At 53.5% G+C, this 23,418-nt stretch carries 21 protein-coding genes and 1 pseudogene; 11 read left to right on the forward strand and 11 right to left on the reverse strand.

Features of this window, described 5'->3' with window-relative positions; all coding sequences use genetic code 11:
- Positions 1-127: 127 nt before the first annotated feature.
- From AB4Z32_RS26405 to AB4Z32_RS26415, 3 genes are read right to left on the reverse strand one after another with little or no spacing between them, the layout of a single operon-like run.
- On the reverse strand, positions 128-835 hold the full coding sequence (locus AB4Z32_RS26405) for a hypothetical protein (RefSeq protein ID WP_442124817.1): 708 nt from the start codon (positions 833-835) through the stop codon (positions 128-130).
- 10 nt (positions 836-845) lie between these two features.
- Positions 846-1,616: a PP2C family serine/threonine-protein phosphatase gene (locus tag AB4Z32_RS26410; RefSeq protein WP_442124818.1), complete on the reverse strand. Its 771-nt coding sequence runs from the start codon at positions 1,614-1,616 to the stop codon at positions 846-848.
- Complete coding sequence (locus tag AB4Z32_RS26415; RefSeq protein ID WP_442124819.1) at positions 1,601-2,260, reverse strand: vWA domain-containing protein; 660 nt, start codon at positions 2,258-2,260, stop codon at positions 1,601-1,603. Before AB4Z32_RS26415 ends, AB4Z32_RS26410 begins: the two co-directional genes overlap by 16 nt.
- 105 nt (positions 2,261-2,365) lie before the next feature.
- On the opposite strand from AB4Z32_RS26415, the pseudogene AB4Z32_RS26420 reads away from it, so the two are divergent.
- From AB4Z32_RS26420 to AB4Z32_RS26430, 3 genes and pseudogenes are all read left to right on the forward strand, one after another.
- Positions 2,366-2,512: pseudogene (locus AB4Z32_RS26420) on the forward strand (DUF4236 domain-containing protein); the annotation flags it as partial.
- 102 nt (positions 2,513-2,614) lie between these two features.
- Positions 2,615-3,445, forward strand: coding sequence for a hypothetical protein (locus tag AB4Z32_RS26425; protein WP_442124837.1), 831 nt, complete (start codon positions 2,615-2,617; stop codon positions 3,443-3,445).
- Between the two features lie 148 nt (positions 3,446-3,593).
- Positions 3,594-3,818 carry a hypothetical protein gene (locus AB4Z32_RS26430; protein ID WP_442124820.1) on the forward strand — a complete coding sequence of 75 codons (225 nt, stop codon included), beginning with the start codon at positions 3,594-3,596 and terminating at the stop codon, positions 3,816-3,818.
- A gap of 183 nt (positions 3,819-4,001) precedes the next feature.
- On the opposite strand, the gene AB4Z32_RS26435 is transcribed toward AB4Z32_RS26430, so the two are convergent.
- The 3 genes from AB4Z32_RS26435 to AB4Z32_RS26445 all read right to left on the reverse strand — a co-directional run bounded on the left by AB4Z32_RS26435 (position 4,002) and on the right by AB4Z32_RS26445 (position 12,036).
- Positions 4,002-6,245 carry a S1/P1 nuclease gene (locus AB4Z32_RS26435; RefSeq protein ID WP_442124821.1) on the reverse strand — a complete coding sequence of 748 codons (2,244 nt, stop codon included), beginning with the start codon at positions 6,243-6,245 and terminating at the stop codon, positions 4,002-4,004.
- A 268-nt stretch (positions 6,246-6,513) separates the two neighbouring features.
- The gene (locus AB4Z32_RS26440; protein WP_442124822.1) at positions 6,514-7,677 is read right to left on the reverse strand and encodes an AlbA family DNA-binding domain-containing protein; all 1,164 of its coding nucleotides are present in this window, start codon (positions 7,675-7,677) and stop codon (positions 6,514-6,516) included.
- 69 nt (positions 7,678-7,746) lie between these two features.
- Positions 7,747-12,036: a hypothetical protein gene (locus tag AB4Z32_RS26445; RefSeq protein WP_442124823.1), complete on the reverse strand. Its 4,290-nt coding sequence runs from the start codon at positions 12,034-12,036 to the stop codon at positions 7,747-7,749.
- 173 nt (positions 12,037-12,209) lie between these two features.
- On the opposite strand from AB4Z32_RS26445, the gene hmpA reads away from it, so the two are divergent.
- The gene (gene hmpA, locus AB4Z32_RS26450; RefSeq protein ID WP_442124824.1) at positions 12,210-13,391 is read left to right on the forward strand and encodes an NO-inducible flavohemoprotein; all 1,182 of its coding nucleotides are present in this window, start codon (positions 12,210-12,212) and stop codon (positions 13,389-13,391) included.
- A 497-nt stretch (positions 13,392-13,888) separates the two neighbouring features.
- On the opposite strand, the gene AB4Z32_RS26455 is transcribed toward hmpA, so the two are convergent.
- The gene (locus AB4Z32_RS26455) at positions 13,889-14,227 is read right to left on the reverse strand and encodes a helix-turn-helix domain-containing protein (protein WP_442124825.1); all 339 of its coding nucleotides are present in this window, start codon (positions 14,225-14,227) and stop codon (positions 13,889-13,891) included.
- Positions 14,228-14,374: 147 nt separating this feature from the next.
- On the opposite strand from AB4Z32_RS26455, the gene AB4Z32_RS26460 reads away from it, so the two are divergent.
- Together AB4Z32_RS26460 and AB4Z32_RS26465 are read left to right on the forward strand one after the other, a co-directional pair.
- Complete coding sequence (locus AB4Z32_RS26460; protein WP_442124826.1) at positions 14,375-14,770, forward strand: hypothetical protein; 396 nt, start codon at positions 14,375-14,377, stop codon at positions 14,768-14,770.
- Positions 14,771-14,835: 65 nt separating this feature from the next.
- On the forward strand, positions 14,836-15,219 hold the full coding sequence (locus AB4Z32_RS26465; protein ID WP_442124827.1) for a hypothetical protein: 384 nt from the start codon (positions 14,836-14,838) through the stop codon (positions 15,217-15,219).
- 616 nt (positions 15,220-15,835) lie between these two features.
- On the opposite strand, the gene AB4Z32_RS26470 is transcribed toward AB4Z32_RS26465, so the two are convergent.
- A complete protein-coding gene (locus tag AB4Z32_RS26470; protein ID WP_442124828.1) occupies positions 15,836-16,765 on the reverse strand; it encodes a LysR substrate-binding domain-containing protein in 930 nt (309 codons plus the stop codon).
- A gap of 89 nt (positions 16,766-16,854) precedes the next feature.
- Here AB4Z32_RS26470 and AB4Z32_RS26475 point away from each other — a divergent pair, with 89 nt between their 5' ends.
- The 3 genes from AB4Z32_RS26475 to AB4Z32_RS26485 are packed head-to-tail and all read left to right on the forward strand — an operon-like array spanning position 16,855 to position 19,134.
- Complete coding sequence (locus tag AB4Z32_RS26475) at positions 16,855-17,451, forward strand: UbiX family flavin prenyltransferase (protein WP_442124829.1); 597 nt, start codon at positions 16,855-16,857, stop codon at positions 17,449-17,451.
- An 11-nt stretch (positions 17,452-17,462) separates the two neighbouring features.
- A complete protein-coding gene (locus tag AB4Z32_RS26480) occupies positions 17,463-18,890 on the forward strand; it encodes a non-oxidative hydroxyarylic acid decarboxylases subunit C (protein WP_442124830.1) in 1,428 nt (475 codons plus the stop codon).
- The gene (locus AB4Z32_RS26485) at positions 18,883-19,134 is read left to right on the forward strand and encodes a non-oxidative hydroxyarylic acid decarboxylases subunit D (protein ID WP_442124831.1); all 252 of its coding nucleotides are present in this window, start codon (positions 18,883-18,885) and stop codon (positions 19,132-19,134) included. The genes AB4Z32_RS26480 and AB4Z32_RS26485 overlap by 8 nt, the downstream gene beginning before the upstream one ends.
- A gap of 173 nt (positions 19,135-19,307) precedes the next feature.
- On the opposite strand, the gene fliD is transcribed toward AB4Z32_RS26485, so the two are convergent.
- Positions 19,308-20,519, reverse strand: a complete 1,212-nt coding sequence (fliD, locus tag AB4Z32_RS26490) for a flagellar filament capping protein FliD (protein ID WP_442124832.1) — start codon at positions 20,517-20,519, stop codon at positions 19,308-19,310.
- Positions 20,520-21,071: 552 nt separating this feature from the next.
- Here fliD and AB4Z32_RS26495 point away from each other — a divergent pair.
- Together AB4Z32_RS26495 and AB4Z32_RS26500 are read left to right on the forward strand one after the other, a co-directional pair.
- Positions 21,072-21,533 (forward strand): Rrf2 family transcriptional regulator, encoded by a 462-nt coding sequence (locus AB4Z32_RS26495; protein WP_442124833.1) that lies wholly within the window; start codon positions 21,072-21,074, stop codon positions 21,531-21,533.
- A gap of 169 nt (positions 21,534-21,702) precedes the next feature.
- Positions 21,703-21,924: a hypothetical protein gene (locus AB4Z32_RS26500; protein ID WP_442124834.1), complete on the forward strand. Its 222-nt coding sequence runs from the start codon at positions 21,703-21,705 to the stop codon at positions 21,922-21,924.
- 744 nt (positions 21,925-22,668) lie between these two features.
- Here AB4Z32_RS26500 and AB4Z32_RS26505 read toward each other — a convergent pair.
- Positions 22,669-23,169 (reverse strand): MarR family winged helix-turn-helix transcriptional regulator, encoded by a 501-nt coding sequence (locus AB4Z32_RS26505; protein ID WP_442124835.1) that lies wholly within the window; start codon positions 23,167-23,169, stop codon positions 22,669-22,671.
- 148 nt (positions 23,170-23,317) lie between these two features.
- Positions 23,318-23,418: integrase core domain-containing protein (locus AB4Z32_RS26510; RefSeq protein ID WP_442124836.1), on the reverse strand; the 101-nt coding region annotated here is incomplete at its 5' end.

A 23,418-nucleotide genomic window follows, 5' to 3' on the forward strand; every position in this document is an offset into this window, starting at 1 on the left:
AGATCTCGGATGACTACACCATCGGCCGCGGCCTGGCGCAGGATCCCAATGATCTGCTCTTCGGTAAAACGTTTCTTCATCTAGCCTCCATGTATAAAAATAACATGAAGACTAACTTTCTGATTGGCTACAAGATTCCGATCAGGTCATCGCTTTTCTGCGGTATTCCCGAGAACGGATGACGACCGCCGAACAGTAGATGGAAAATTAGTAAGGCTAGGCCGAAATTGTCGTGACTAGCGGACCTCTTTACTCCGCGGAACGACTGAAGTCCTTGAAGTTCAGGAGGGGTAAAGTGAGAGACACCGACTTCGCACAGGTGGAGAGTTCCACTTGCATTAATCTGGTAGGAGTCGCAGTCAATCAGTATGACCTTGCTATCCACCCCGACCATGACGTTACCTTGATTAACGTCGCCTAACACGTGGCCGTGCGCGTGCAGTGTTTCAAAAGCTGCCGCGGTATTGCGTGCGACGTAGAGGAGAAAGTCCCAAGCAGCGTTCGGCCGGTTCTGCCGGCGATGTGCTGGGCTGTACAGCATATGAATGGGGTCACGCCCAGTAACTTTGGGCATCAGGAATCCGGCAACGGGCCCACTCACTGATGGATGAAGCGTGCCCTGTGGCCAGGCTGCGTACTGGAGTAGCGCCTGGTCACCGTGGGTAGCCATGAACCGAAGCTTGTCCTGCTTCAGTTTGTCCACGCTCTGGTGATAGAGCTTGGCCACCTGATTCGGTAACGAAGGTATCTCAAAGACAGAGCCTTCTCCGCCCTTCCCTAACTCGCGGCCTAACTGAACTTCGGCGCCTGAAGCTGTGACGAAGCGTTTCGTCATAATATTTCTTCTAGATGAGAACTGCGAGCGCGAGAGTTTTATCGTCGTCGGTCCGCTCGTTCACTGCTTCGCTATTCAGAAATCGCATCAAGGCATCCTGAAGCTGGTCCTCTTGCTCGACAGTAGCAGTAGAAAGAACCTTGAAGAACGGAGCGAAAAACGGCTCGTGAGCGGTGTTCGTGTCCATCTGGAGCGCGAGTCGCTGAACACCATCCGAGAACGCCGCGACTTTGAGAACGGGCTTACTAAAGACGTGCGATTCCAAACGGTCGACTGCATCTTCATCTGTGATGAAGTGAGTCATGTTGGCGTATTCGCCGGACATTGGCACGATTGGAACTTCGAGACCGTTCCCGACGTCGACAACGATACCTCCATCGCCGATTTGCATCACCAACGTGCCGAGGTTCGTTGAGACTACTCCAAGGAACGTACAAGCGAACTCTCGCGCCCGGACCKTTGCTTTCTCGGCAGCAGAAAACAACGCGGCTCGGATGGCCATGACGCAGTCAACAGCAAAGTCGTCACCTAATCCAAATTCAGGCAAAGCCACCTTTTTCTGCATGAATTCGGCCGCTGCTTTGATAGCAAGCTCCGCCCCCTCACCGCCGTGCTGTGCACTACCGGCACCGTCGGCCACGAAGATGGACAAGACCGCAGTCTTACCAGCAGGCGTGTCCACTTGGGCCCAGCAGCTATCCTGACAGGCGAGTCCAGTAGCGGTGTGCGATGTGCCAGCTGCAGAACCGGCAACGACGCGCCAAGTCACACCGAGGCCCATCCCGTCGGTGCATCCAGCTTGACCTCAGTGCCTGGGGTCGATTGCGACACTCGCTGCAGGGAGCTGGACAACCAGGTGAACAGTTCGCGGAACTTCAGGCCTTCCAGAGACATAGGAGTGCGAGTACTAATTTGCGAAAGCACATCCATGTTGGCGCCTTTGACCCCTACAGCGAAGAAAGCGAACTTCTTCGCCGCCTCACCCTCACGGACTGCTGCCGCAGCAGACTTCCATTCGTCAGTGGGACCGCCGTCAGTGATAAGGAAAATCCAAGGACGGTAGTAAGAGATGCCATTGGCTCGATACTCTTGCTTTCGGTTGTCGACCAGCTGAATTGCCTGGCGAATTGCTTCGCCCATTGGAGTATCCCCTTGAGAGGACAGCGTCGGCGGATAGAAGGATTCCGCAGACTGGAATGGCGCCTCGACGCGAACTGGACCAAACGTCACCAAGGCTACCTCTACGCGCTTCATTGCAAGAGAGTCAGCCGCAAGTTCGTCTTTAAACACTGACAAACCGGCATTGAGCTCTGCAATCGGTTGGCCTGACATCGACCCGGAGACGTCGAGCAGAAGGATACAAGGGCAGCGCGGTTCAGGATTGCTAGCGAATTCGGCGGCACCGAACGAAATCTGGTCTGACATAACATTCCCTATAGTTGATTTTCTGCAATGCCTTTATTATATCAACATTGCAGTGCGCAGAATGCAACTTAATTGTTGTTTTGAAACTAATTCCTAAGAGGTTTCATGGGTTTCTATTTACGAAAAAGCGTGAGCGTTGGCCCCTTCCGGTTCAATTTTTCGAAGTCTGGCGTCGGAGTGTCAGCTGGAATCAAAGGCCTTCGAGTTGGCACAGGCCCGCGAGGGAACTACATCTCGGTTGGGCGAGGTGGGCTGTACTACCGTGCCACAATACCGACTACCCAGCCTGTCTTAACGCCGCCACCAACCACTACACCGCTACCCAGCTCGGTGCCGCAACCTGGTTTAGGCCCTATGGTCGCGATTGAAAGCGCTCCAGTCTCTGCTATGCAGGACACCTCATCTGCCGAGCTGCTCAGTGAGCTAAATAGCAAAGCAAATCGTCCGAGTTATTGGAAGTGGACAGCTGCGGGTAGCGTGCCTGCTCTTTGGTTTGCCTTCTCTACTGGGCCGGAATGGCTTGCTTTGCTCTCCCTTGCGGTTCTGGTTGTTCTTACGATTTACATGTCGGTTAGAGACACTGTTGCGAAGACTTCTGTGCTGTTCTACGACTTGGACGCTGCAAACGAGAGCGCTTTTGAAGCATTGCATGAGGCGTTCCAAACCTTGGCAGGGTGTCGTAGAGCATGGCGCATTAATGCGCAAGCAGCGGTTTATGACCGCAAATACCATGCTGGGGCCGGGTCGGTCGTGAACCGAAAGGACGCGCAGTTTGGAAAAGGCTTACCACCAATGGTCAAGTCAAATCTGGAAGTGCCGTACGCAAAGTCAGGCTCCACGTCTATCTACTACATGCCTGACCGCGTGCTGTTGTACTCGCCTTCTGGCGTCGGCGCTATCTCATACAAAGACTTGGACGTCAGCGGTGAGTCTAGGCGTTTCATTGAGGACGGAGCTGTTCCAGGCGATGCTCAGGTGGTAGGCCATACTTGGCGGTACGTGAACAAAGGTGGCGGGCCCGACAGGCGCTTCAAGAATAACCGTCAGCTACCGATTGCACTGTACGAAGAGCTAGCGTTTAAGAGCCCTTCAGGCCTGAACGAGCTCTTCCAGTTATCCAAGCATTCCGTGAGCGCTCGGGTTCGCGCTGAAGTGCAACGAATGTCATCTGTACTGCCTGCTTAACCGTAGTCTGTGTTCCGCTGCTTCCCGAGGGCTGCCGGCAGTGTAGAAGGCTCGTCTGCAAGGAAAAGGAGCAGTTGGCAATATTGTAATTTTCTCTTTCACTCCTATATGAGGAAGGCCACAATCCGTGGCCTATATGGAGACTCAAATGCCAGCCGCATACATCGAACATCGCCCGAAGAGCACTGACAAAAATGCCGCTACGACCCACCATGTCGTCGTTGTGGACGGTAAGGAAGTATCAGAGCATAAGACGCAGAAGGAAGCTAAGGACTCGGCGTGCCGCGCCGGCTACCGTCCAGTTCACGTCGCTCGCGAGCGGCATCTGCAGAACCGGGATATTCCTGACCACTTCCGCGTCGACCCTTGCTAACAAATGGCCGGCATTTGAGCGCGCCTGAAGTCGGCTATAGGATGGGCAATTAGACGCGGTGCAAAGCGTCGAGCCACGCGAAGGGGGTACCGCAGACGCACTTCGGTACCCCTTGTATTCATAGGACGCAGCTACAAACACTGTATTTCCGCGGGTTCAACGTGTGGTTCAACTCACGCAGAATCACATCTCGTAGAGCCATTTTGATTCTGCAAACGTCTTGGTCTCATAGAGCGCCTTCAACTGAGCTTGGTCGACTGGCTTTGCAAGGTCACTCTTGGTAAAGCGACCCTTTGTGTCTCCCCCTCCAGCAGTCCAGGCGGCTTGCCAAATCGCCGCGAGAGTTCTAGAACCATCAGCCATGCAGTCCATGGTGCGGTCTCCTAACTCTGCCCATAGCGCTGCAGATTGTTTCGGTCCTCGCACACGGTTGTACACTTCCAAAACCTCCGCTGGAGGCAGCTTATTGATTGTCCTCCTCATGAGTTCTACGACTGCGTTTGCTGCACCAGCTGCATCAGAAAAATCTGCCGTGTTTGCGTGCTTTTTAAGGCGTTCTTCAACGCCGGCGACCATCTCCGCGCTAGCGTAGTTCAGCATGTCGTCCTCGTAGACCGCATGGACTTTATCGTCGCTGTTGTCGTCTGGGAGTCCGTGATGGAGGGACGACACGTGCAATGGCTGGCAAGCGTCACCAACGTAGTGCGCCAACACGCCAGCTGCGCAGATGTATTCGTCGAGTTTGCCGGCTTGGACTGCATCCTTCATTACGTCGAAGAGCTGGGCTACACGAAACGGAAGGGCTCCGCGGTGTTTGGGTAAGCGCTTCGGGTCAATACTGCTGTAGAAGTCGTTCCATACCTGCGTCGTGCGGGTCGCTTTGTCCTTCCACATGTCGAGTAGTGTTTTGCCCGCGTACTTCCCCTTCCCTTCCTCATCCATGTCTGCAAAGTGGTTCGCTGCGTCTTTCGCTCGTGACCGTCTCCATACCAGGTCAGGAACGTCTGCGAGCTGGATAAACCGGTCTGTGTGCGCTGCGCTTGGTAGCTCTCCGTTGACGATGTCATCCGTCGAGACGCCAATGGAGACTACGTTTGCCTTAAAGAGCGTTTTGGCCGTTTCGCTTTCCAGGGCACTGCAGGCAAAGTAGCCGATAGCGTAGTGGCCTACCTTGCCCCAGTACCTGCTTTGGCCAAGGCCCCAGTCTCTGACGACCTCGACCGCCAATGCCTTGCAAATCGAGCTGAAGCCGGTTCCAAGCACAAACTCTGTTGAGTCCTTTGTACCTTGCGAGAGGAAGCCATGACCGCCCCATTGGACGCACAGCGGCCTGTAAGCTCGAGCGACCTTTGCGGCGGCTTTTCCAGAGCTGGTTCCGGCGTCTTTATCGGCCTTTGTTTGGGCGCCCTGGTCTGCCTTAGCCTCATCAGCGTCTTCATCCCAAAACCATACTGCACCTGAGTCCCCAGGTCGCGTTTCGACGCTCCCAGCTGGGTCGCGTGGCCCGATGAGTATCTCTGCGAGGGAGTCAACGCCGCCGATAGAGCTATGTCGGTAGAACAGCCCTTGGATTTTGCCTTCGGTGCGGATGCCGCCAGGGAGCTCGGTGAAGACAGGACAGCCGACGAGATTGAGGCTCATCGTATCAGCGTTCAAATCGACGGGCTCGCCTACCGTACCCACGCCGAGGTATTGCGAGGTGGTGGTTGTGACGTTGTCGAGTTTGACTAGGCAGGCGTCCAGCGTAAGTTCGCTAGCGCGACTACTGAAGCCAGGATAGATTGCTCCGAGCGCGGTCGAGTTCACGCAGCGATTAGTCACATGGCCAACGCGACTCCGCTTGTCGCGTGGGTATGCGTAGACCCCAGTGCCGACGTCAGCGCCAGCGGTCAGGTGCTGGTTAGCTAGGATATAGGCACAAGCTCCGTCCTCTACAACCGCGGAAGCGACGCCCAGTCGCGTCGCCCCCTGGTCATCAACGAACATCTGGAAGTTCGGTCCAAACTTCGTCGCCCCGTACCGAGCCGCTTCCGCAGAAGAGCGGTTCGTGTCTCTACGCTCAACTAAGATTGGACACGTACGTACCTGACGCCCATCGCTCAGGTAGAGAACTGGCGGCACAGTTCGTTCAGGATGCTTACCTAGCTCGTCAAGGCTGAGCCATCGGTTCACGAACACCAGTACGCAAGGCCACGACCAATCTCTAACATCACTGTTGAGAAGAGTCCTCGGTCCGAGCTCGCCACTAAGCGATTCCTCGTTCTTGTCTTCGAAGTTCTTGTCCTTAAGCCTGATTCGGTATCGCCCAACAGCGGTCCCTATTACCGTCGGGAGGTTAGCAAGATGAACGTGGTACTGGTCGCGTGCTTCGAGTAAGTCCCGAACACTGAGCGAGTTAGGCTCTGGGCGACGAATGAACCTTTCCATAGCAACCTCCGTTTAACGGCGTTCGATAAAGAAACCACAAAACAATATCACGACCCTCTTAACAAAAGATTACTTATTTCATCGACCGTGCGCTCGCCTATCGACATGCCAAGAGGCTTGTCGGAAATCTATGTAAACAACGTTCTCGTCTATCCTGCGTTAATCGCAAGGCGCACGCGCTGGGACTCAGGTACAGTCTGCTGACTGGACAAACGGACGTGTTCGTTGCTGAGCACTGGTCGGTATATCGTGCACAGACGCATTATCGTTATCGTGGAGCCCAGTCGCCAGCTTCGCTGTAGTTGAAAGAGCGCTCCATACCAGCGGCTTGCCAAACATAGTCAAACACTGGACGAAGCGCCTTGTCCGCATCAAGTTCCGCTGGCAGCAACACATCTGCGAGAATGAGCGTATCTCGGTCAAACCGCCCCTGGTGGTCGTCAAGGTTGTAATCCCATCGATTAATACCAAGTTCTAGATTTGTCGCTCTAAGCAGTGAGAGCATACAAGTCATTTCGGTGCCAATTCCGAGATGTGTACACTCTTCTCTAAATTGTCGAACAAGGGAAATAAGCTCTCGCTCATACGCAACGCTACCTAGCGTCGCGGGGTTCGCCCCAAATCCCGAAAGCACTTTCACGGTTTCAAAGAAACCGTTGCGAAAAAACTGTGAATAGCCAAAGGTTCCGTCAGACCTGGGATTGCGAACTACAAGCGCACCATCTACATTGACGCGTGCCCCTGGAATAGTGTTGCCTAAAACTGGGAGGCTGCGCTGTCGCATGTACAGTACAGGGTCTACGTTTACGCCTCCAAGCGCAGCTTGCGTTGGGACGAAATGCCCTACCAGAAGCGCGCCATCTACTATTCGATGAGGTGCTCCACCGCTCAGGATTTGCCCTAAGCGCTCAGTCCTGAAATCACGCACTCGTTGGGCTTGCTGGTCCGAGCGAAGGAAGAGCCCTCGAATTTCTGGGACCTCCAGAGTTCTTTTACGGCCGTTCTCGCGAAGATAGAAAGCGTTATTTGTCCTAACTCTATGGGGTCCAGCCCAACTTTGAGGAACTCGGATGACGAGCACAAATCCAGCTTCCACTGCTATTGAAATTACTTGCAAGCCTGGCACGCGAGGCTCGATATTGTTCATTAATACGTCTTGTACCCTTCTCACCTCCTCGTCCATGTTTCCCGCTTGCGGGACAATTCTCGAAGCTTGACCCTCCCCGTCTTCGTCGATACCGTAAATGAGGTCTCCTCCTGTGCTGTTGGCGAAGGCTGACACATCTGCAACTAGGTCTTGAGTGCCTCTAGCATCACGACTTGGCAAGTCTCTCTTGAAATCTAAGTAAGTATTTTCGCCGACGCGTGCCTCTACAAGAGCGGTAAGGTGTTCTTGTCTGGTGGTTGTAAGGTCAGAAGGTAGAGACATCATTACTCCATCATTGGATAGAAGCGCCGGGTTATAAGCAACTGTACAGCGAGCACCTCAAGGTCATCGCCCTTAACTCGAAATTACGCATCGCATTGGGAACACAGTGAGTTCGCTCACTCCAGCGGAGTTTTCCTTGATGGCTTGTGCTTCGGCTTGAAGGTATTTGACCAACGCCCCAAAGGATTGCCTCTTTCCAACGCCAGGGATATCCCAACGCTTGCTATCGAGTTGAACCAACACCAAGATGCCTCTTGAGCTGTTATTGCCTTTTAGGTATTGTTTAACCATTTGTGTTCGTAGCGTATCTACCAACGACACCGCTGAGTAACCGCGACTGCCGTCGACAGGCTTGATTTCGACGCAAATGTTCCCAAACTGGCAACTGAGCTGAATATCCGTTTTCTTGTCATCGTCGACTTCTTCCTCGCGGTGGACACTGAACCGTTTGTTCTGCGTCTCTCGAAACTTGTTCGCCAACCACAACTGGAGATGTTTTTCTGGTGTTTTTCGAGGAAAAAGGCTCCGCTCACTGAATGGTCCCTCTTCAAGCGAAACCCGAATTTCCTCTAGGCGAGCCAACACCTGTTCGTAGAGTTGCCCCTCGTTTTGAGGAGCGCAGTCGAACGCAGAATGCAGCTGTCTGAGCCGTGTAATGTCCCATTGGCAGTCTACGCTGGCATCAAGCTCAGCGTGTTCATGCAAGAAGCCCCAAAGGTCCGATTGGCGCCTTGAATCGGTTTCATTTGTAATCATCTTTGAGAGCGCACTGCGTCCAGCTACTCCTCGTAAGCCGACAAAACCTTTGGCAATCGCATAGTACATCTGTTTCGTTGGAGCACCAAAAAAGGTCTCGTCATCGCTTTCCTGAGTAGAGACGTTAAAGCCACTAATCCTCAAAGCTTCCGAAATTTGAAGCAGTAGACTAACCATGGCAAAGTCCCAATTTTTACCAGGCCATCGGAGTTGCCCCATTGCATTTGCGAAGTTTCGAAGTTGTTTCTCCCTTACGCTCGATGAGGTTGATAGGTGCTCTTCGAACCAATTCCATGCTGCATATGGAAGGCCAGTTGCCCATAAATGAAGCCACGAGTAATCCTGTGTACTGCTCAACTCAGGACTAACGCGTTCGAGCTGGGTTCGGCACACTGCTTCTAGCGCTTCAGAAGATAGGAGACCGTCCTCGAAGAGCGCAGGCACCAGCTGCTTGAGCACATCTGAGTTTTTAACCGCTTCGTCGTGAACGAGCGCTGCGCTTCCTATGATGAGTCCACGCCGGATATGAGGAGGACAGCGCATTGCTAAAGAAAATGCCCCACGGATTCCAGTGCCAGGCTGCTCTGCCCTAATCTCTGCCAATACCCAAGGATTCAGCGCAGCTTCGACTTCTTTCGACCAAACTTTGTACAGATGCTCGAACCAGACTGGTGGACCTGGCAGCGCCCACACTGCAATCTGAGCAGCCGCGGCAACATCTGCCGCGGTGAAATCTGTGAGCCGAACGTCTTCACACGCAGTCAGGGAGACCCCGGCAAGCGCGGCAAGAGCTTCCCACGGTACCTGCCCATGCGGATAGTCTGATGGATTAGGAGGTGTTACTCTCCGCCAGTAAGTCTTCAACCCTGCAGCAAAAATCTCTGCAACTTCTCGCCCGGCCTCAGAGGCAACAACTTCAAGCTTTACGCCATTGTTGTCATCCCATGCTGAGTTCTGGTGCGCCATGAAAAGGACTCGCCGCAAACTATCAAAGTCCGACCCGTCGACAACACTGGCTCTATTTGCGATGAACTTTTCTTGGGCCCGCTTTCGCTTCGTCAGCTCTACTGCCTTACGAGCTCTATCTTTCAACTCCCATCGCCGTTGCGTGCGTCGATTTTCATGCCTAGTTTTGTATGCTTGCAAAACCGTGCTGCAGCGAACGGAGTCATGAGGTCCTTGCAGCGCACGCAGCGCTTCGGCACGTGCTCTTCGGCCTTTGTACCTGAATGCGACGTCGACGCCTATTTCGAACCATAGGTCTTGTTCTGCTGCGGAAATGCTCGGCTCATGCGAACGGGACGTTAGCTCGACCAAGTCCTCAACGCCGAATGTGACGACAGATGAGCCGTCCCAGACAAGTCGAGTCACAGGATGTTGGAGGTCATCAACCTGAGAGATTGCAAGCGCTACTGTCCACCGGAATCTCGGCAGATTTTTGAGAGCTGTATTGATGCGCTCTACATCGTCTTCGTTTATAAACCCGGTATAACGCAGTGAAGTGATTTGTTCGGCCGCGTCCACAATAACGGGAACTGTTTTGACATCGACCAACATGGTCAACTCTAGAACCCGCAGCAGACAGTGAGGGAGCATATGCAAAAGCCATGAGCGCTCAGGTTGGTTCCCTGACGGATAGCGTTCAAATCGCTGGCCAGGTAACGCTCTCGGAAGGCTCAAAAGTAAAGCTTGGAGTAGAACTGTTGCAGATGGCAAGTCGGTGGCCGGCAGGATGTCTCTTCTAAGCATATCGGCCATCGGTCCGGTGCCGTGCTCCCCCTCACTTCGCGTACGGTTGAAGATTGCGGCTAACTTCTTTGGCGAGAACGCTGTCCAAGTGACACAGGAAAGCGCGGCTGCAATTAATTCGTTCGTTTCAAAAATGCCTGCCTCGATATCAGCGAGTACATCTGCTCGATGAGTTGGATTACCCACAGCTGCGAGAACGGCTAGAGCTGCCTTGGTCTCCCAAGAAACGCGTGTCTTGTCGCGATATATCTCAAGGGCGGCATTCGCACAATCCTGAAGCCGTCCGTGTATAGCCAGACGATATGCAATCGAGCGTGCCTGTAGCGTCGCAAGCGGGTCGTTGAGTACGGAAGCTACCTGCCCAGGGCTAAGCGCACGACTAATTCGTAGGTACTCTCCCCTGCTTTTGAACCAGTCTCTTATTCGCAGATTTTCTTCCGTGGCGCGGACAACGTGCCCAAACGCGAGGTCAGCCGAGCGGCGGTCCCAAGACTGGGGGTCGCCGTCATGTAACAAGATTTCGGGAAACTTCGAAACGACCCAGTCCCGAGCGCAGGCGTTGATAGCCGCTAACCAGGCAAGCACTGGCCGTCTTGATGGGATTAGTGTGAGGTCACCGTTTGGCCTGCGTGCGAAGAGCGGCTCTAATCTGCTAAAGGGAACACCTAGAGTTAGCTTAGCGTCGACCCATTTTGCAGCTAAGTACTCGCGGGTGGCACGATGATGAAATTTAATTCTGTCAAAGCTGGCTTCATCGAATACCGCTGTAGCAAGTAGCAGTTGCACCTCATCAGGCGCCCAGGTTTTGAGTACATTGGAGGCGTAGAGGATACGCCCCTCCACAGCACGTGTAGAGTGAGCAGCAAGAAAAGGGACGCTGCCAAATTCCATTGCAGCAGCTAGCTCTGTAGCACCCTCGCGAAGTTGAGCTTCAGCTAGCGACCTCCTAGCGTGACGGTACTGTGCATTAGGTTCGCGAAGCCGCTCGACAATGTTCGCCTCTATGAGTTCGGCATAGGTTCCAAGAACTCTACGTTGGTTCCAAAGCCGGACCATCCATTGGAGGTCAAGGGGACGGCTCGCCATGTACTCATAGTTCCCTTCTTCTACAGCGGACCAGAACTCATGCTTGTCCTCGATTCCGAAGTAGTCGGCGCACTTGTGAGCATCCTTCATCGATAGGGGGTCGAGCGTCACGACGAACAGCTCTTCACCGGGCGTTTCAGAAGGTTGGGCAGCGGAACTATTCTTGCCTGAACTTGCTGCCACTGCAGCAACTGCCCCGGTCAAATCGGCTAGATTTGAATGGCTGAGCTGCGCCTGAGCAATGGCCTTGCGTATGGGTTGAAGAATCTGAGTGGCGACCGTAGTTTGTACGTCCAGCACGGTCCAGTCAGTCACCCTCGAAGAGATGACAATTCTAACGTTTGCGAAGTTAGTGCCTAGCACAGCGCGAACGACCAACAGTGCACGCTTAAAGTCCGCATGGGTGTGTAGCCTGGCCTCATCAACGGCATCGAGGAAGAAGAATCCGTCCTCAGATGTATTTCGCCACGCTTCGTACGATTGAAGCGCATCGGGGAGCGCCAAGTCCCAGCTTTCGACTGTATCGAGCATGTTAAGCGGAAGGAAGAAGGCATGCCGACCTGCTGCTTGCATGCGTTCAGCCTCCAGTTTCAGCTCGACCGTTTTCCCAATTCCTGCTTCCCCTAGAACGACCGTCACACGCTTCTGATGGAGGTCCTCCCATATCAGGCGTCGGGGGTTATTGCTGAAGTACTGGTGCCAATCTGCCTCCTCATCCTCCGTTTGAGGCTCTGTGTATTTTCCAAACGTGCGTTGTAGTTCGATGTGCATCTTGCAAGGTTACTACAACGGTGCTTGTGAATAACGAAATCCGCCCGGCGGCAAGCGTTGCCTTCGATACTAGAGTAGAAAAAATACGAGCTATAAGATGTATTTTAGATGCACCTTATCCCCAAAAAGGCTATAATTCTTCGCGTTAAGTTACCCATTAGAAAGGAAATGCCATGTTGTTAGCTGCCCATCGTGCCATCGTTACCGCTACCGTCCCTATTCTCGAGCAAGGCGGCGAAGCGCTGACGCGTCACTTCTACCAAATTTTGTTCACGGATTTCCCAGAGGTCATCCCGTTCTTCAACCAAGCCAACCAGGAAGGCGGCGTACAACAACGTGCCCTTGCCAATGCAGTGCTCGCATATGCTCGAAACATCGAGAAGCTCGAAGCTCTGGGCCCATTAGTTGCCACCATCATCAATAAGCACGTATCGCTGCAGATTCAGCCTAATCACTACCCGTTGGTTGGTGCTTCGCTGCTCAAGGCGATACGCGAAGTGTTGGGTGCAGAAGTCGCAACTGATGCGGTCATCGAAGCCTGGGGCGCAGCATATGGGCAGTTAGCTGACATCCTCAGCGGCGCAGAACAACAAATCTACGAAGCGCAAAAGTCGGTCGTAGGTGGCTGGAATGGGATGCGAGACTTCGTCGTGCAAAGCAAACAAGTCGAAAGCGCTGAAATCACCTCGTTCGTACTTGCTCCGGTCGATGGGAGCCCAGTCATGGACTTCACGCCTGGCCAATATATCGGCCTCCGGGTGGTGGTGAATGGGGAAGAGGCACGCCGTCAGTATTCGCTGTCAGCAGCTAGCAATGGCCGCACTTACCGCATCAGTGTCAAGCGTGAGCCGCTCGGTAAGGTGTCTGGCTTCTTGCATGACCAGGTACAAGAGGGTGACGTACTGCAGCTCTTCCCCCCAGCAGGCGCCTTCACCTTGAAGGAATCGGATAAACCTCTGGTGCTAATCAGCGGTGGTGTGGGGATTACTCCGACACTTGCAATGCTGGATGCAGCGCTGAACACCGGACGAGAAATTCACTTCATCCACGCTGCGCGCAATGGCCAGGTGCATGCGTTCCGCGACCATATCGACTCGCTTGCTGGTCAGCATGGACACCTGCAGCGCTTCTACTGCTATGCCGAAGTGGGTGAGGAAGAGACGCATGTTCACGCAAGTGGCTACCTGAACAACGAGCTTCTCGAGAAATGGTTGCCCGCCTCCCGTGATGTCGACGCGTACTTCCTAGGCCCTCTGCCCTTCATGCAAGCGGTAAAGCGTAGCTTGGTCGAAATCGGTGTGCCAGAAGAACAGACTCACTACGAGTTCTTTGGCCCCGCCATCGCTCTGCAATAATTTCGTCGCCAGTGGCGGGTCGAAGGGAAGCTCATTTTCATTCAAACCCGCCCGCGCCTCCTGCTCCTCAGCGCCACGCTAAGGGCACTCCACAAGCACTTAACGCTGTCTTTCTGAGAACCATTCTCAGCGGTGCATGACTTCGGCAAAATAACAGCTGCGAAGTTCTTACCCTGCAGTCGAGCTTCGCGAGCGTGCTACCACCTCTCAAGAACGTCGTGTCTTAAGGACCGGATACCGGCATTTGTAGCCGTAGTATCCTGCTCACGTCCACTGGTTGTGTTTGCTGCGAAGTACAGTCTAGGCCGCGCCGTTGGAGCGTAGCGTCTAAGAGCAGCGAAACCCTGACTTGAAGCTTTTCTAGTCCTATCTTCATTTGACGGCAGTAGAGGCACTACGTGCTCTACGTAACCAAGGCTAACGTTAGACGACTGCTCCTTACTGTGATGCTAGTCGCCATCGTCCGACCATGCGCACGATGATGCGCCCGCGACATGCTAGTCGCTGCGGCGGTTTCGGGGTCCCTTAGGCAAATTGGTAGGCAAATCGCTGTCTTCGCTGACGGGCACAAAAAACTCTAAGACGTCAATCTCGAGAGCCTGGGCAAGTCGCTCGATGTTGTCAATTGAACAGTTTCGAACCTGTCTCTCGACATCACTCACAAACGTTCTGCTGAACCCAGCAAGGGCTGCAAGCTGCTCTTGCGACAGGCCTTTCCGGACTCTGCAAACACGGATGTTGTGGGCAAATCTGGCCCGTAAAGTATTGGTGGTCTTGTTCGTGGACATCCGCTGAGCATCCCGTACTGTAGGGCTTACGTCTACAATCCCACACATGACACTCTTTGCAATTCCACTGTTTAGTATTACACTGTTTGCGTTACGTATTAGGCCGTGTGTGGGTAGCTTTGCATCTCACAACTCATTCAACGATTAAGAGCGATTTGTATAGCACTGGTATCCATCATGCTCCCTAATGCCCCTATGACTGAAACGTTGGCCACTAGCCAACACTGGAAGCGCCTCATCGAGCAGTTGGATGGCAGGGAGCTGCTCCCTCACCGGCTGCGTGTCGACGTACAGATTTTTCTAGCCAGGGCTTTGGCTATGTACAGAAGTAACGCCCTCTATGCGGGTGAAGCAAAGGCAGTACGAGAGCTGATGCTGTGCTGGATTGAACGGTTACTGGTAGCCCAGAACATGGCCCGCTTGCAGACGTTTCGTAAGCACGTCAAGGTCATGCTCCCACAGCTAACGGACGAGCTTGAGCACTGGATACGACAAGCACTACTGTCCAGGCAGATTGGTTACCCGCTAACGAACGCGCATATGAATGCATTGTTCCTGGAAGCCTTCAACGAGGTTGAGCATGTGGCATAGCGCGCGTAATTGGGCTAGCTTCGCAATCTGCATTGGCTCACGCCCTCAACGCCGGCGCTCTAACGATGTCTGAAGAACCAAACTATGAGGATGTCCCGGCCGACTACCCTCATCGCGCATCGCATGGAGCAGTCTCTGGATTTCAGCCAAAACTCCTCTTGAGGAGCGGACCAGATGGCAAGTTCTACAGCCCTGGCAATACTCCGCATGAACGCTGGGAAGACTGGAAGTACAGCAAGGGCATGGTCGCTGCAATGGTCGAGAGGTGTCGTCAGACTAAATCCGGGGAACGCGCGCACATGACTGAGGAAGAAATACTTCTTCAGTACTACCAACGAGCCCTCAAACCAGATGAGCGATACGGCACGGAAGACCAAGTCAAGTGGACGTTCAAGCAAGTGGCCGAAATTCTTGAGTGGCCTCTCCCACCCATCATCGCCCTCCCCTGACACCGTGACTCTTCGGAGCCTACTTTCCCAGTCTCGCGTAACAGCAACCAAGACAAATATTCCCGAACAGACCTATGGACCACAGCATGACTAGTACGACACCATCCCTCAACATGGAGGGCATGTCAGACGAGGCGCGGCGAGCAACTCTAGCAGCCGTCGCGTACGCAAAGCGAACAGAACAAAAGCGCATGCATGAGATGACGTTTCGAGAATTCTGTGACCTCATTGAGCTCCCTGGCCAAGCAGACCGACGTCAGCTGATAAGCCTCCTGTCCGAGATGCGCCGCGCTACCGGGTCAAGCGTCACTGTCTCCAACAGCGGCGAGACAAATTACCGAAGGTCTAACGGAAGTTGGCCAGTGTTCATCTCGGTTTCGGTTTCGCATACCCATATCTCGTTCGAGGTCTGTCCATACATGTGGGAGCTGCCGGCCGACTGATTTCCTCTTACTGCTCACAGAGTCTGTAGACCGTCCAGCCATGCTTAGTGGCCGATTCTGTCTTTATATAGAAGTTACTTTAGGGGTTGAAGTTGGACGTGACGACCTGTGTAGAAATTTCGATTTATATCCTGAGTTCATCAGTCACCTGGCTGTAGCTAAGCCCGCGGCGTTCAATCTCCCCGCCCACTGCGCTGCTGCGCAACGGGTAAAGAAAGTTCGGAAAGCAGGTTGAGCAGGGCTGGCGCCTGAGCATCGCGGTGACGGACCATCAATAGCTCCAGGCGTTCTACGGTATCAACCAACGGACGCAGGACGACTCGGTCACCCGCGATACGCCGTATTGAAGAAGGAACCAGGCAGACACCAAGGCCGGCGGCAACGAGGCCTGTGAGGGATACTAGCTCGTCCACCCTGAGGGCCACATGGGGCTCAAATCCAGCTAGACGACAAAGGCGCTCCGTGCAATGAGCGAAATAGCCGGGCTCTTCGCTATCTTGAAGAACTAGGAACTGTTCCCGGGCCAAGTCGGCTATAGCGACTCGTTCTTGCGCTGCGCAGGGGTGTTCAAGCGGCAGAGCAACTAGCACCTCACTTACGGATAACACCTGACCGCGCAACTGGTCGTCCAACTCAATGCCATGCGCTGGCCCAACGCCTCGTACGAAGGCCAGGTCGAGCTTCCGTTCGAGGACGGCTCTTAACTGCGTCAACACTGGCATGCGCCGCACATGCAGACGTACTTCAGGATAGGTGCGTTGGAACGTGTGAAGCAGCTGTGGCAGGTCATCCTCCAGCATGGCAGAGGCCACGTAACCAATTTCCAATCGCCCCAATTGTCCACGCGCCGCTGCATGCACAGCAGCTTGAGCCTGCTCGGCCTGCCGAAGAGTGGCACGAGCCTCCGGCAGAAAGACTGCACCGACTGCGGACAGGCGAATCCCACGTCCAGCACGCTCGAACAAGCGGGTTCCTAGAGTCTCCTCAAGTACGCGCAGTTGCTGGCTCAGCGCCGGCTGGGCGATGCCAAGGCGCTCTGCGGCGCGAGCAACATGTAACTCCTCGGCTGTCGTCACGAAGTAGCGTAATCGTTTTAAATCCATGCATTTTCCTTATCAATTCTTCGGCTTCCGCTTAATTGATTAGCGGAGTCGCCAACGCAATACTGGTGCCTCTCACACGGAGGCAACCCATGACACGCAAACGAATCATTGTCGGCATCAGCGGCGCAACGGGCATTCGCTACGGCGTTCGCGCGCTTGAGATGCTGCGCGCACTAGACATTGAAACCCATCTGGTCGTCTCGCGTGCGGGTGAGCTAACGCGGGAATATGAGACGGAGCTAGACCGTAGCGACCTACACGCGCTGGCAGACGTCGTCCATCCGATTGCAGATGTCGGTGCGTCCATTTCTAGTGGTTCGTTCGACACTCTCGGCATGCTCGTTGCTCCCTGTTCTGTCCGAACTCTCGCAGAGGTTGCAACCGGCGTTACGACAAGTCTGCTCACGCGGGCTGCGGACGTAGTCTTGAAGGAGCGCCGTAAGCTCGTGCTTATGGTACGAGAAACACCGCTCCACCTGGGACACCTACGCAACATGGTCACGGCAACCGAAATGGGCGCCATTATCGCCCCGCCGGTCCCTGCGTTCTACACCCGTCCCCAAACCCTCGATGACCTGGTCGACCACAGTGTCGGCCGGGCGCTTGACTTGTTCGGCCTTGAGCTGCCTCAGCTAAGGCGCTGGGGCGAGGACATCTCTACCGAACTTCCTATCAACCGCATCTGACTGGAGTAATCATGACTACTTTCGATAGCCTGCGCGACTTCCTCACGTACTTGGAGCAGCAAGGACAACTGCTGACCATACGCGACCAGGTAGCGCCCGAACCTGACCTTGGCGCGGCCGCTCGCGCTATCAGCGACATTGGCGAAGACACTCCTGCCCTCCTTTTCGACAACATCCATGGCTATGACAACGCACGGGTAGCTCTCAACGTGCATGGTTCATGGCCAAACCATGCATTGATGATGGGGATGGATAAAAACACCCCGAGCAAAGAGCAGTTCTTCGAATTCGTTCGACGCTACCAAGCTTTTCCAGGCCAGGTCGAGCAACGCGTTGAAGCGCCTTGGCAAGAATGCGTCATCAATGACCCAAGCAAAATCAACCTCTTCGAACTACTTCCGCTCTTCCGCCTGAACCGTCACGACGCTGGGTGCTTCATCGACAAGGCCGTGATTGTTAGCCGCGAACCGGACCGCCCTGACGACACCAATCGCCAGAACGTTGGCATCTACAGGCTTCAGGTGAAAGGCCCTAACCGTCTAGGCATACAGCCTGCGCCGGCCCATGACATCGCAATCCACCTGCGCCAAGCTGAAGAGCGTGGTGAAGACCTTCGCGTTGCAATCGCAATCGGTAACGACCCGGTCATCTCGTGCGTAGCAGCGATGCCAATCCTCTACGACCAGTCCGAATACGAGATGGCAGGTGCATTGCGGGGTAAGCCCTACCCTGTCGTGCACTCCAAATATTCCGGCCTCGACATCCCGTGGGGCGCCGAGATGGTACTTGAAGGCGTCATACGCGGACGTCAGCGCGAAACCGAAGGGCCGTTCGGCGAGTTCACTGGTCACTACTCAGGGGGGCGTTTGATGCCCGTGCTCGAGATTACCCGGGTATCTCACCGCCGCAGCCCTATCTTCGAAAGCCTGTACATCGGCATGCCGTGGACAGAAATCGACTACATGACTGCCATTAACACGTCAGCGCCAATCTACGTTCAACTCAAAGCACAGTTCCCAGAAATCGAGGCGGTCAACGCGGCATATACCCACGGCTTGGTAGTGATTGTCTCAACACGTAGCCGAGTCGGAGGCTTCGCTAAGAACGTGGGCTTACGCGTTCTTACGACACCACACGGAATGGGATACGCGAAGCTCGTCATCGTGGTCGACGAGACGGTTGACCCGTTCGACTTGAAGCAAGTGATGTGGGCAGTCTCGACGAAGTTCCATTCTCGAGACGACCTCATGGTCCTCCCTAACCTCTCGGTTGTACCGCTCGACCCTGGCTCATCCCCGCCTGGCATTACTCATAAGATGGTGATTGACGCGACTACGCCGGTCGCTCCTGACATCCGCGGCCACTACTCGCAGCCACTGGACCGGCCACAAAACACCGACGCATGGCGTGTAAAGTTAATGGAGATGCTCAATGCCTAACCTCGTATATACCAAAGCTCCTAGCTGCCCCAGGTGCACCGAAAACGCCACCCAAATAGTGGCCCAATCCCCTGTCGCAGGTGCATGGACGATGGCGTTATGCCCAACGTGCTACTACACCTGGCGTAGTACGGAGCCAGACTACGCAGTGAAGCGAGAAGCGATGTCCAAGGACTTCTACATCGACCCTACAAAAATCGAAAAAGGCAGAGTGATGCCGGAAATTCCTCCGCTGCGCACTTGAAACCTCGGCACATTGCTTGAGTTAGCATGTGCTGCGTTCGGGCGACTCCCTAGTGGAGTCGCCCAAGTGACTCTCAACGCTCAGCCTTTGTCGATAAATAATGAGCTTAGACTACCTAGAGCGTTTGTAACCCGAAGGGCTAGAACAGCTTTTGGTCAGCCAGCTCGATACCGTTAGATATATTCAAACAAGGACATCTTTCGGACCGTACCAGTGTCGCCAAACTGCGAGTACACGCCCTGACCAGCGTTGCTGTACTGCTGAGCCGCCAAACTAGCTTGCCGGTTCATTGAAGTTATGACTTCTTTTTGACGTGTAAGGTTACTCATCTCCTCCTGAGTGCTAGTCCGCGCCTTAGACACAACTCCCCCGGAACCAAGTTCTTTACCAATTTCGGCCGCAAGCACGCCGGAGATGCCCTTAGCGCCTGTAATCAGTCCCCCTACTTCCTTGGGATTGGCGTCGAGAGCAGCTTCCAGCTTCTTTGTATCAACAGTGAACGTAGTTCCGTGCAGAGAGATGCCTGCCGCCGCTAGCGCATTTTGGTCAATTTTCGCGAACGCCTGCCCAAGCTGTTTTTTGGTCCGATTGATTAGCTCGGCTGAAAAATCATCGTCACCCTTCAACGTGTCGATTTGTGCACTCAACTCGTTCACTGAGTCGATGAAGGCTTTCGCGTTTGAAATTGCTGTGGGCGCGTCTTTGGCGACCTCCACCTTTGTCATGCCCCCTTTGTCCGAGGCGGGCCAGCTTAGGAGAGCCTGTAAGGCCGTGTCTCCAGTGACGCCAATGTGCAGTTCATTAGAGGTGCCGCTTTTCCCTGTTATGTGCAGTTGATACCCCTTGGGGGTCTCCACGACTTCAGCGTTGACCCCTTGGTCCTTCAGTGCCTTAGCTATGCCTTCAAGAGTGTTGTTACTCTGGTCAATCGTCACCGATATGCTGGAATGCGCTTTAGTGCCTGGTGGACCAATATCGACCTGGATAGTGGCTTTATCGCCAGTAATTACTGGCGCCGACTTGCTCGGAACCACCGGCGACAGTAGCTCTTGGGACTCAGCCGGATTTTCGAACGTGTAGCCCTTTATCTTGGCGTGCCCTGCTTCAAGGGCGGCGTTTATCTCCCTTTCCGACAATGCGAACCCAGCTTTCAGACTATTGGACGACACCGCCGTGGCCTTATCTTGGAATTCCACGAGCAGTGACGACAGCTTCCCAATGGAGGAAATTCGACTGGCGTCGCGCTGAAGGGAATCTTCGATTGCGCTATACGCTAAGTTTTTCGATGAGCCAGCAACGGTTTTAACCGCACTGGGCGCTTCTGCCTTCTTCGCACTGGAAACACTAGTGCTAGTAGGCGCTGTGGTCGTATGTGAGATGTTCATGGCTGAAATTATGAATGGCGGTAGCTGTGTTCAAACCCATGAATAAATGAACAATCACGTGACAACAAAAAAATTTGGCATATTCAAATATTTCAGTTGATGCCGTATGAGCCTACTTGCCACGTGCCCTAACCACGGCCCTTCTGTACAGCATGTCTTTTACTCATCCTGAACCATCAGTACATCGCCGACATGAACTATAGGTAGCACGCGTGCTTGAGGCCAGCAAGATGCAGACTAATAAAGCGCAGACTATCGCGATTGTTTCAGCTGAGTAGCAGCGGGATTTGTGACCAGCCTTCAAATTGTACGGAGCCCGTTTTGGCGCACTGGTTTGTTCGCTTCCGAGCTGCGCTGCTCCATGAGCAGCTAAATCGTCCCCTAACTCTAGGTCTGGACTACCCTGGAAGGAGACTTGCGGCATCGCTCCGCTAGACGTATTCACCTGGCTCTGCTCAGGAGGTTGATGGACGTTCGCAACAACGAAAATTTTAAGATGCATTTGAAATACTTGTTTGGTAGAATGATGCTGTTGAACATCGAAAGAGCCTCATGCGTATCACTCGCTTCTCCGACATTGGCTTACGTGTCCTCATCTATCTTGCCTGTGCCGATAAACACCGGGCTCTAGTAACAGCCGCTGAAATTTCTAGACAATTTGACATCCCCTTCAACCACATGGTGAAAGTGGTTGGCCAATTAGCGCGCTTTGGGTGGATTCAGGCAGTTCGAGGCCGTAACGGTGGACTGCTCCTGCTCGCTGACCCAACAAATCTAAAGTTGGGTAACGTTTTGCAGCAGCTTGAAGGTGACAACGAACTGGTCAACTGCGGGGCGCAACAATGCCACCTGAGCGCCAACTGCCTCTTAAGGGCGGCAATCGCCGCTGGATTGCGCGCATTTTATGAAGCTATAGACCAGTACGTTTTAGCAGACGTGAGCGGTGGCGTTGTCGGTGAACAGATTGTTGCTATGCACCAGAAGTTCTTGAGGTCTGCGGTTAATATTGATTGAGTAGCGATGTGTGTACACCGCCATTAGCGTTTCCCAGCTTTTTCTTATGCACTTTTAATGCACGTTTGGCGAAAAAATGGTTTCTGCAGTTGCTTGTCCCCATCTTGCGATACATATTGAGGCAATGCGTCAGAGCAGATATTTATATCATTGAATAGGAATATTAAACATGTTAGATTGGTTTCCTTGGGCCTTTGGCTCAATCAAGGCTCTTATATTGGGCTCAGGTATGTTTTATGCGATTAAATGGCATTACGATAAAGAGATTAAGAAAGGAAAGAAGAAGCGCGAGTTGGTCGGTATGGCCAGTAAGTTTGCTGCAATCTTTCTGTTATCCCTGGCGGGGTTGCTGCTTGCCACCTTTGCACTTATTAATAAGCTTGGTATGTAATCACATGCTGACGTGAATGCGGCATAGAACTAGCGTTGTCGTTCCGCATAAAGAGCATCCGCAGCGACGAGTGTAGGCATGCAGGGTGTGGGACTCGGCCCTCAGAGATTGGCTAGTGCGACACCGTTCTAGCTGTCTCGCGGCTTCGCCAAGCTCAACATTGCAGCCGCGCCTCGTTCGAGGGCGCGTATTCGCCTTGCAGTACTCTTGGGAGAAAAGCGCAAGACTAGCGAACGTAGTGATGCGCGTAAAGTTCAATAGTAGTTTTCGGCCGACCTAAACAGGGAAAGGTCTGTACAAGACGGTTAGCGATTTTATCGAACCGGTTTGCTCTGAAAGGAAGATGCAGTATCAACCAGCTTCTTCGACTACCCCAGATTTGGCATCTCTACAGAATTTTTTGGGCTTTGCTAATGATGTGTGAGCGTATAGCGAGCCAAGTTCGATGGCGGCTGCAGAAAGAAGCATTCTGCTTCTAAGGTAGGTGTCGACACGTCACACAACCGCTTGAAAATCCTTCGTATAAAGCTGCTTAGCGACGGGCGCCCGTCTACTCGTTCGCCGTACACATATTTGCCAACGAACGCATTGCCATCACCAAATACGATTTCGAACGCTAAGCTCTTCTCGCCTGGGGCGTTGGCCCACTTTGCCAGCAAAAGGTCCGCCGCGTGCCATTCGTACACTACGGCACTGCTACCTTTGCGTGTAAGCTTTATTCGAACAATCTCGATTCGTTCATCATTAGGGAGCAACCCCGAGGGTTGCAAAATTTCTTGGCCCATAGTCTGGCTCCGTTTTCAGATTGGAGGCATGCTCGGCCACTGTACGCAGAAAACGCGCAATGTGCTCAACTTCTACTCCAACTTCAGTACTGTTTATCATAGAATCAATACGCATCGCAGCATCGTTCATTACAGGTAAAACAGTGCTTCCTTTATCTGTTAGATAAAGGCAGATACGTCGACGGTCTTTTTCGTCAGAACGGCGCTCAACCATACCTGCGCGGTCCAGTCGATTAACCAAACGTGATAGTGTCCCGTTGTCTAACTTCACTTCCCTCGCCAACACTGTGGCCATAACCCCGCCCATTCCTTCCAAGGCAGACATTAGTCTATATTCGCTTAACGTGACATTATAGGGTGCCAGCGCCTTTTCCTTCGCGGTCATCACTAAATGACCAGCAAGCATAATCAATTCCGCCAATCCACTATTGTTTTGCATTATCACCAATTCAATTTTCAAGGGCAAGAAATCAATCCGTACGCTTACTCTTGCGTGCACCCGTGGAAATAACAACCATTCCACAAATGAGCATTACACACCAACGTTACTTACATAATATTGACCTGATCGGCTAATTTGTAGCCACGGCGATTGTTAGCCTTCGATTTCAAGCAGCCTGTATTTGGCGCCGCTCACGCCCGACTGCGGCCGGTGTGCGGTTGCCAAGTGCAGAGTGCGGGCGCTCATTGTTATAGAAGTGCCGCCATT

Source organism: Massilia sp. 2TAF26, assembly GCF_052115005.1.
Classification (GTDB): domain Bacteria; phylum Pseudomonadota; class Gammaproteobacteria; order Burkholderiales; family Burkholderiaceae_D; genus Telluria.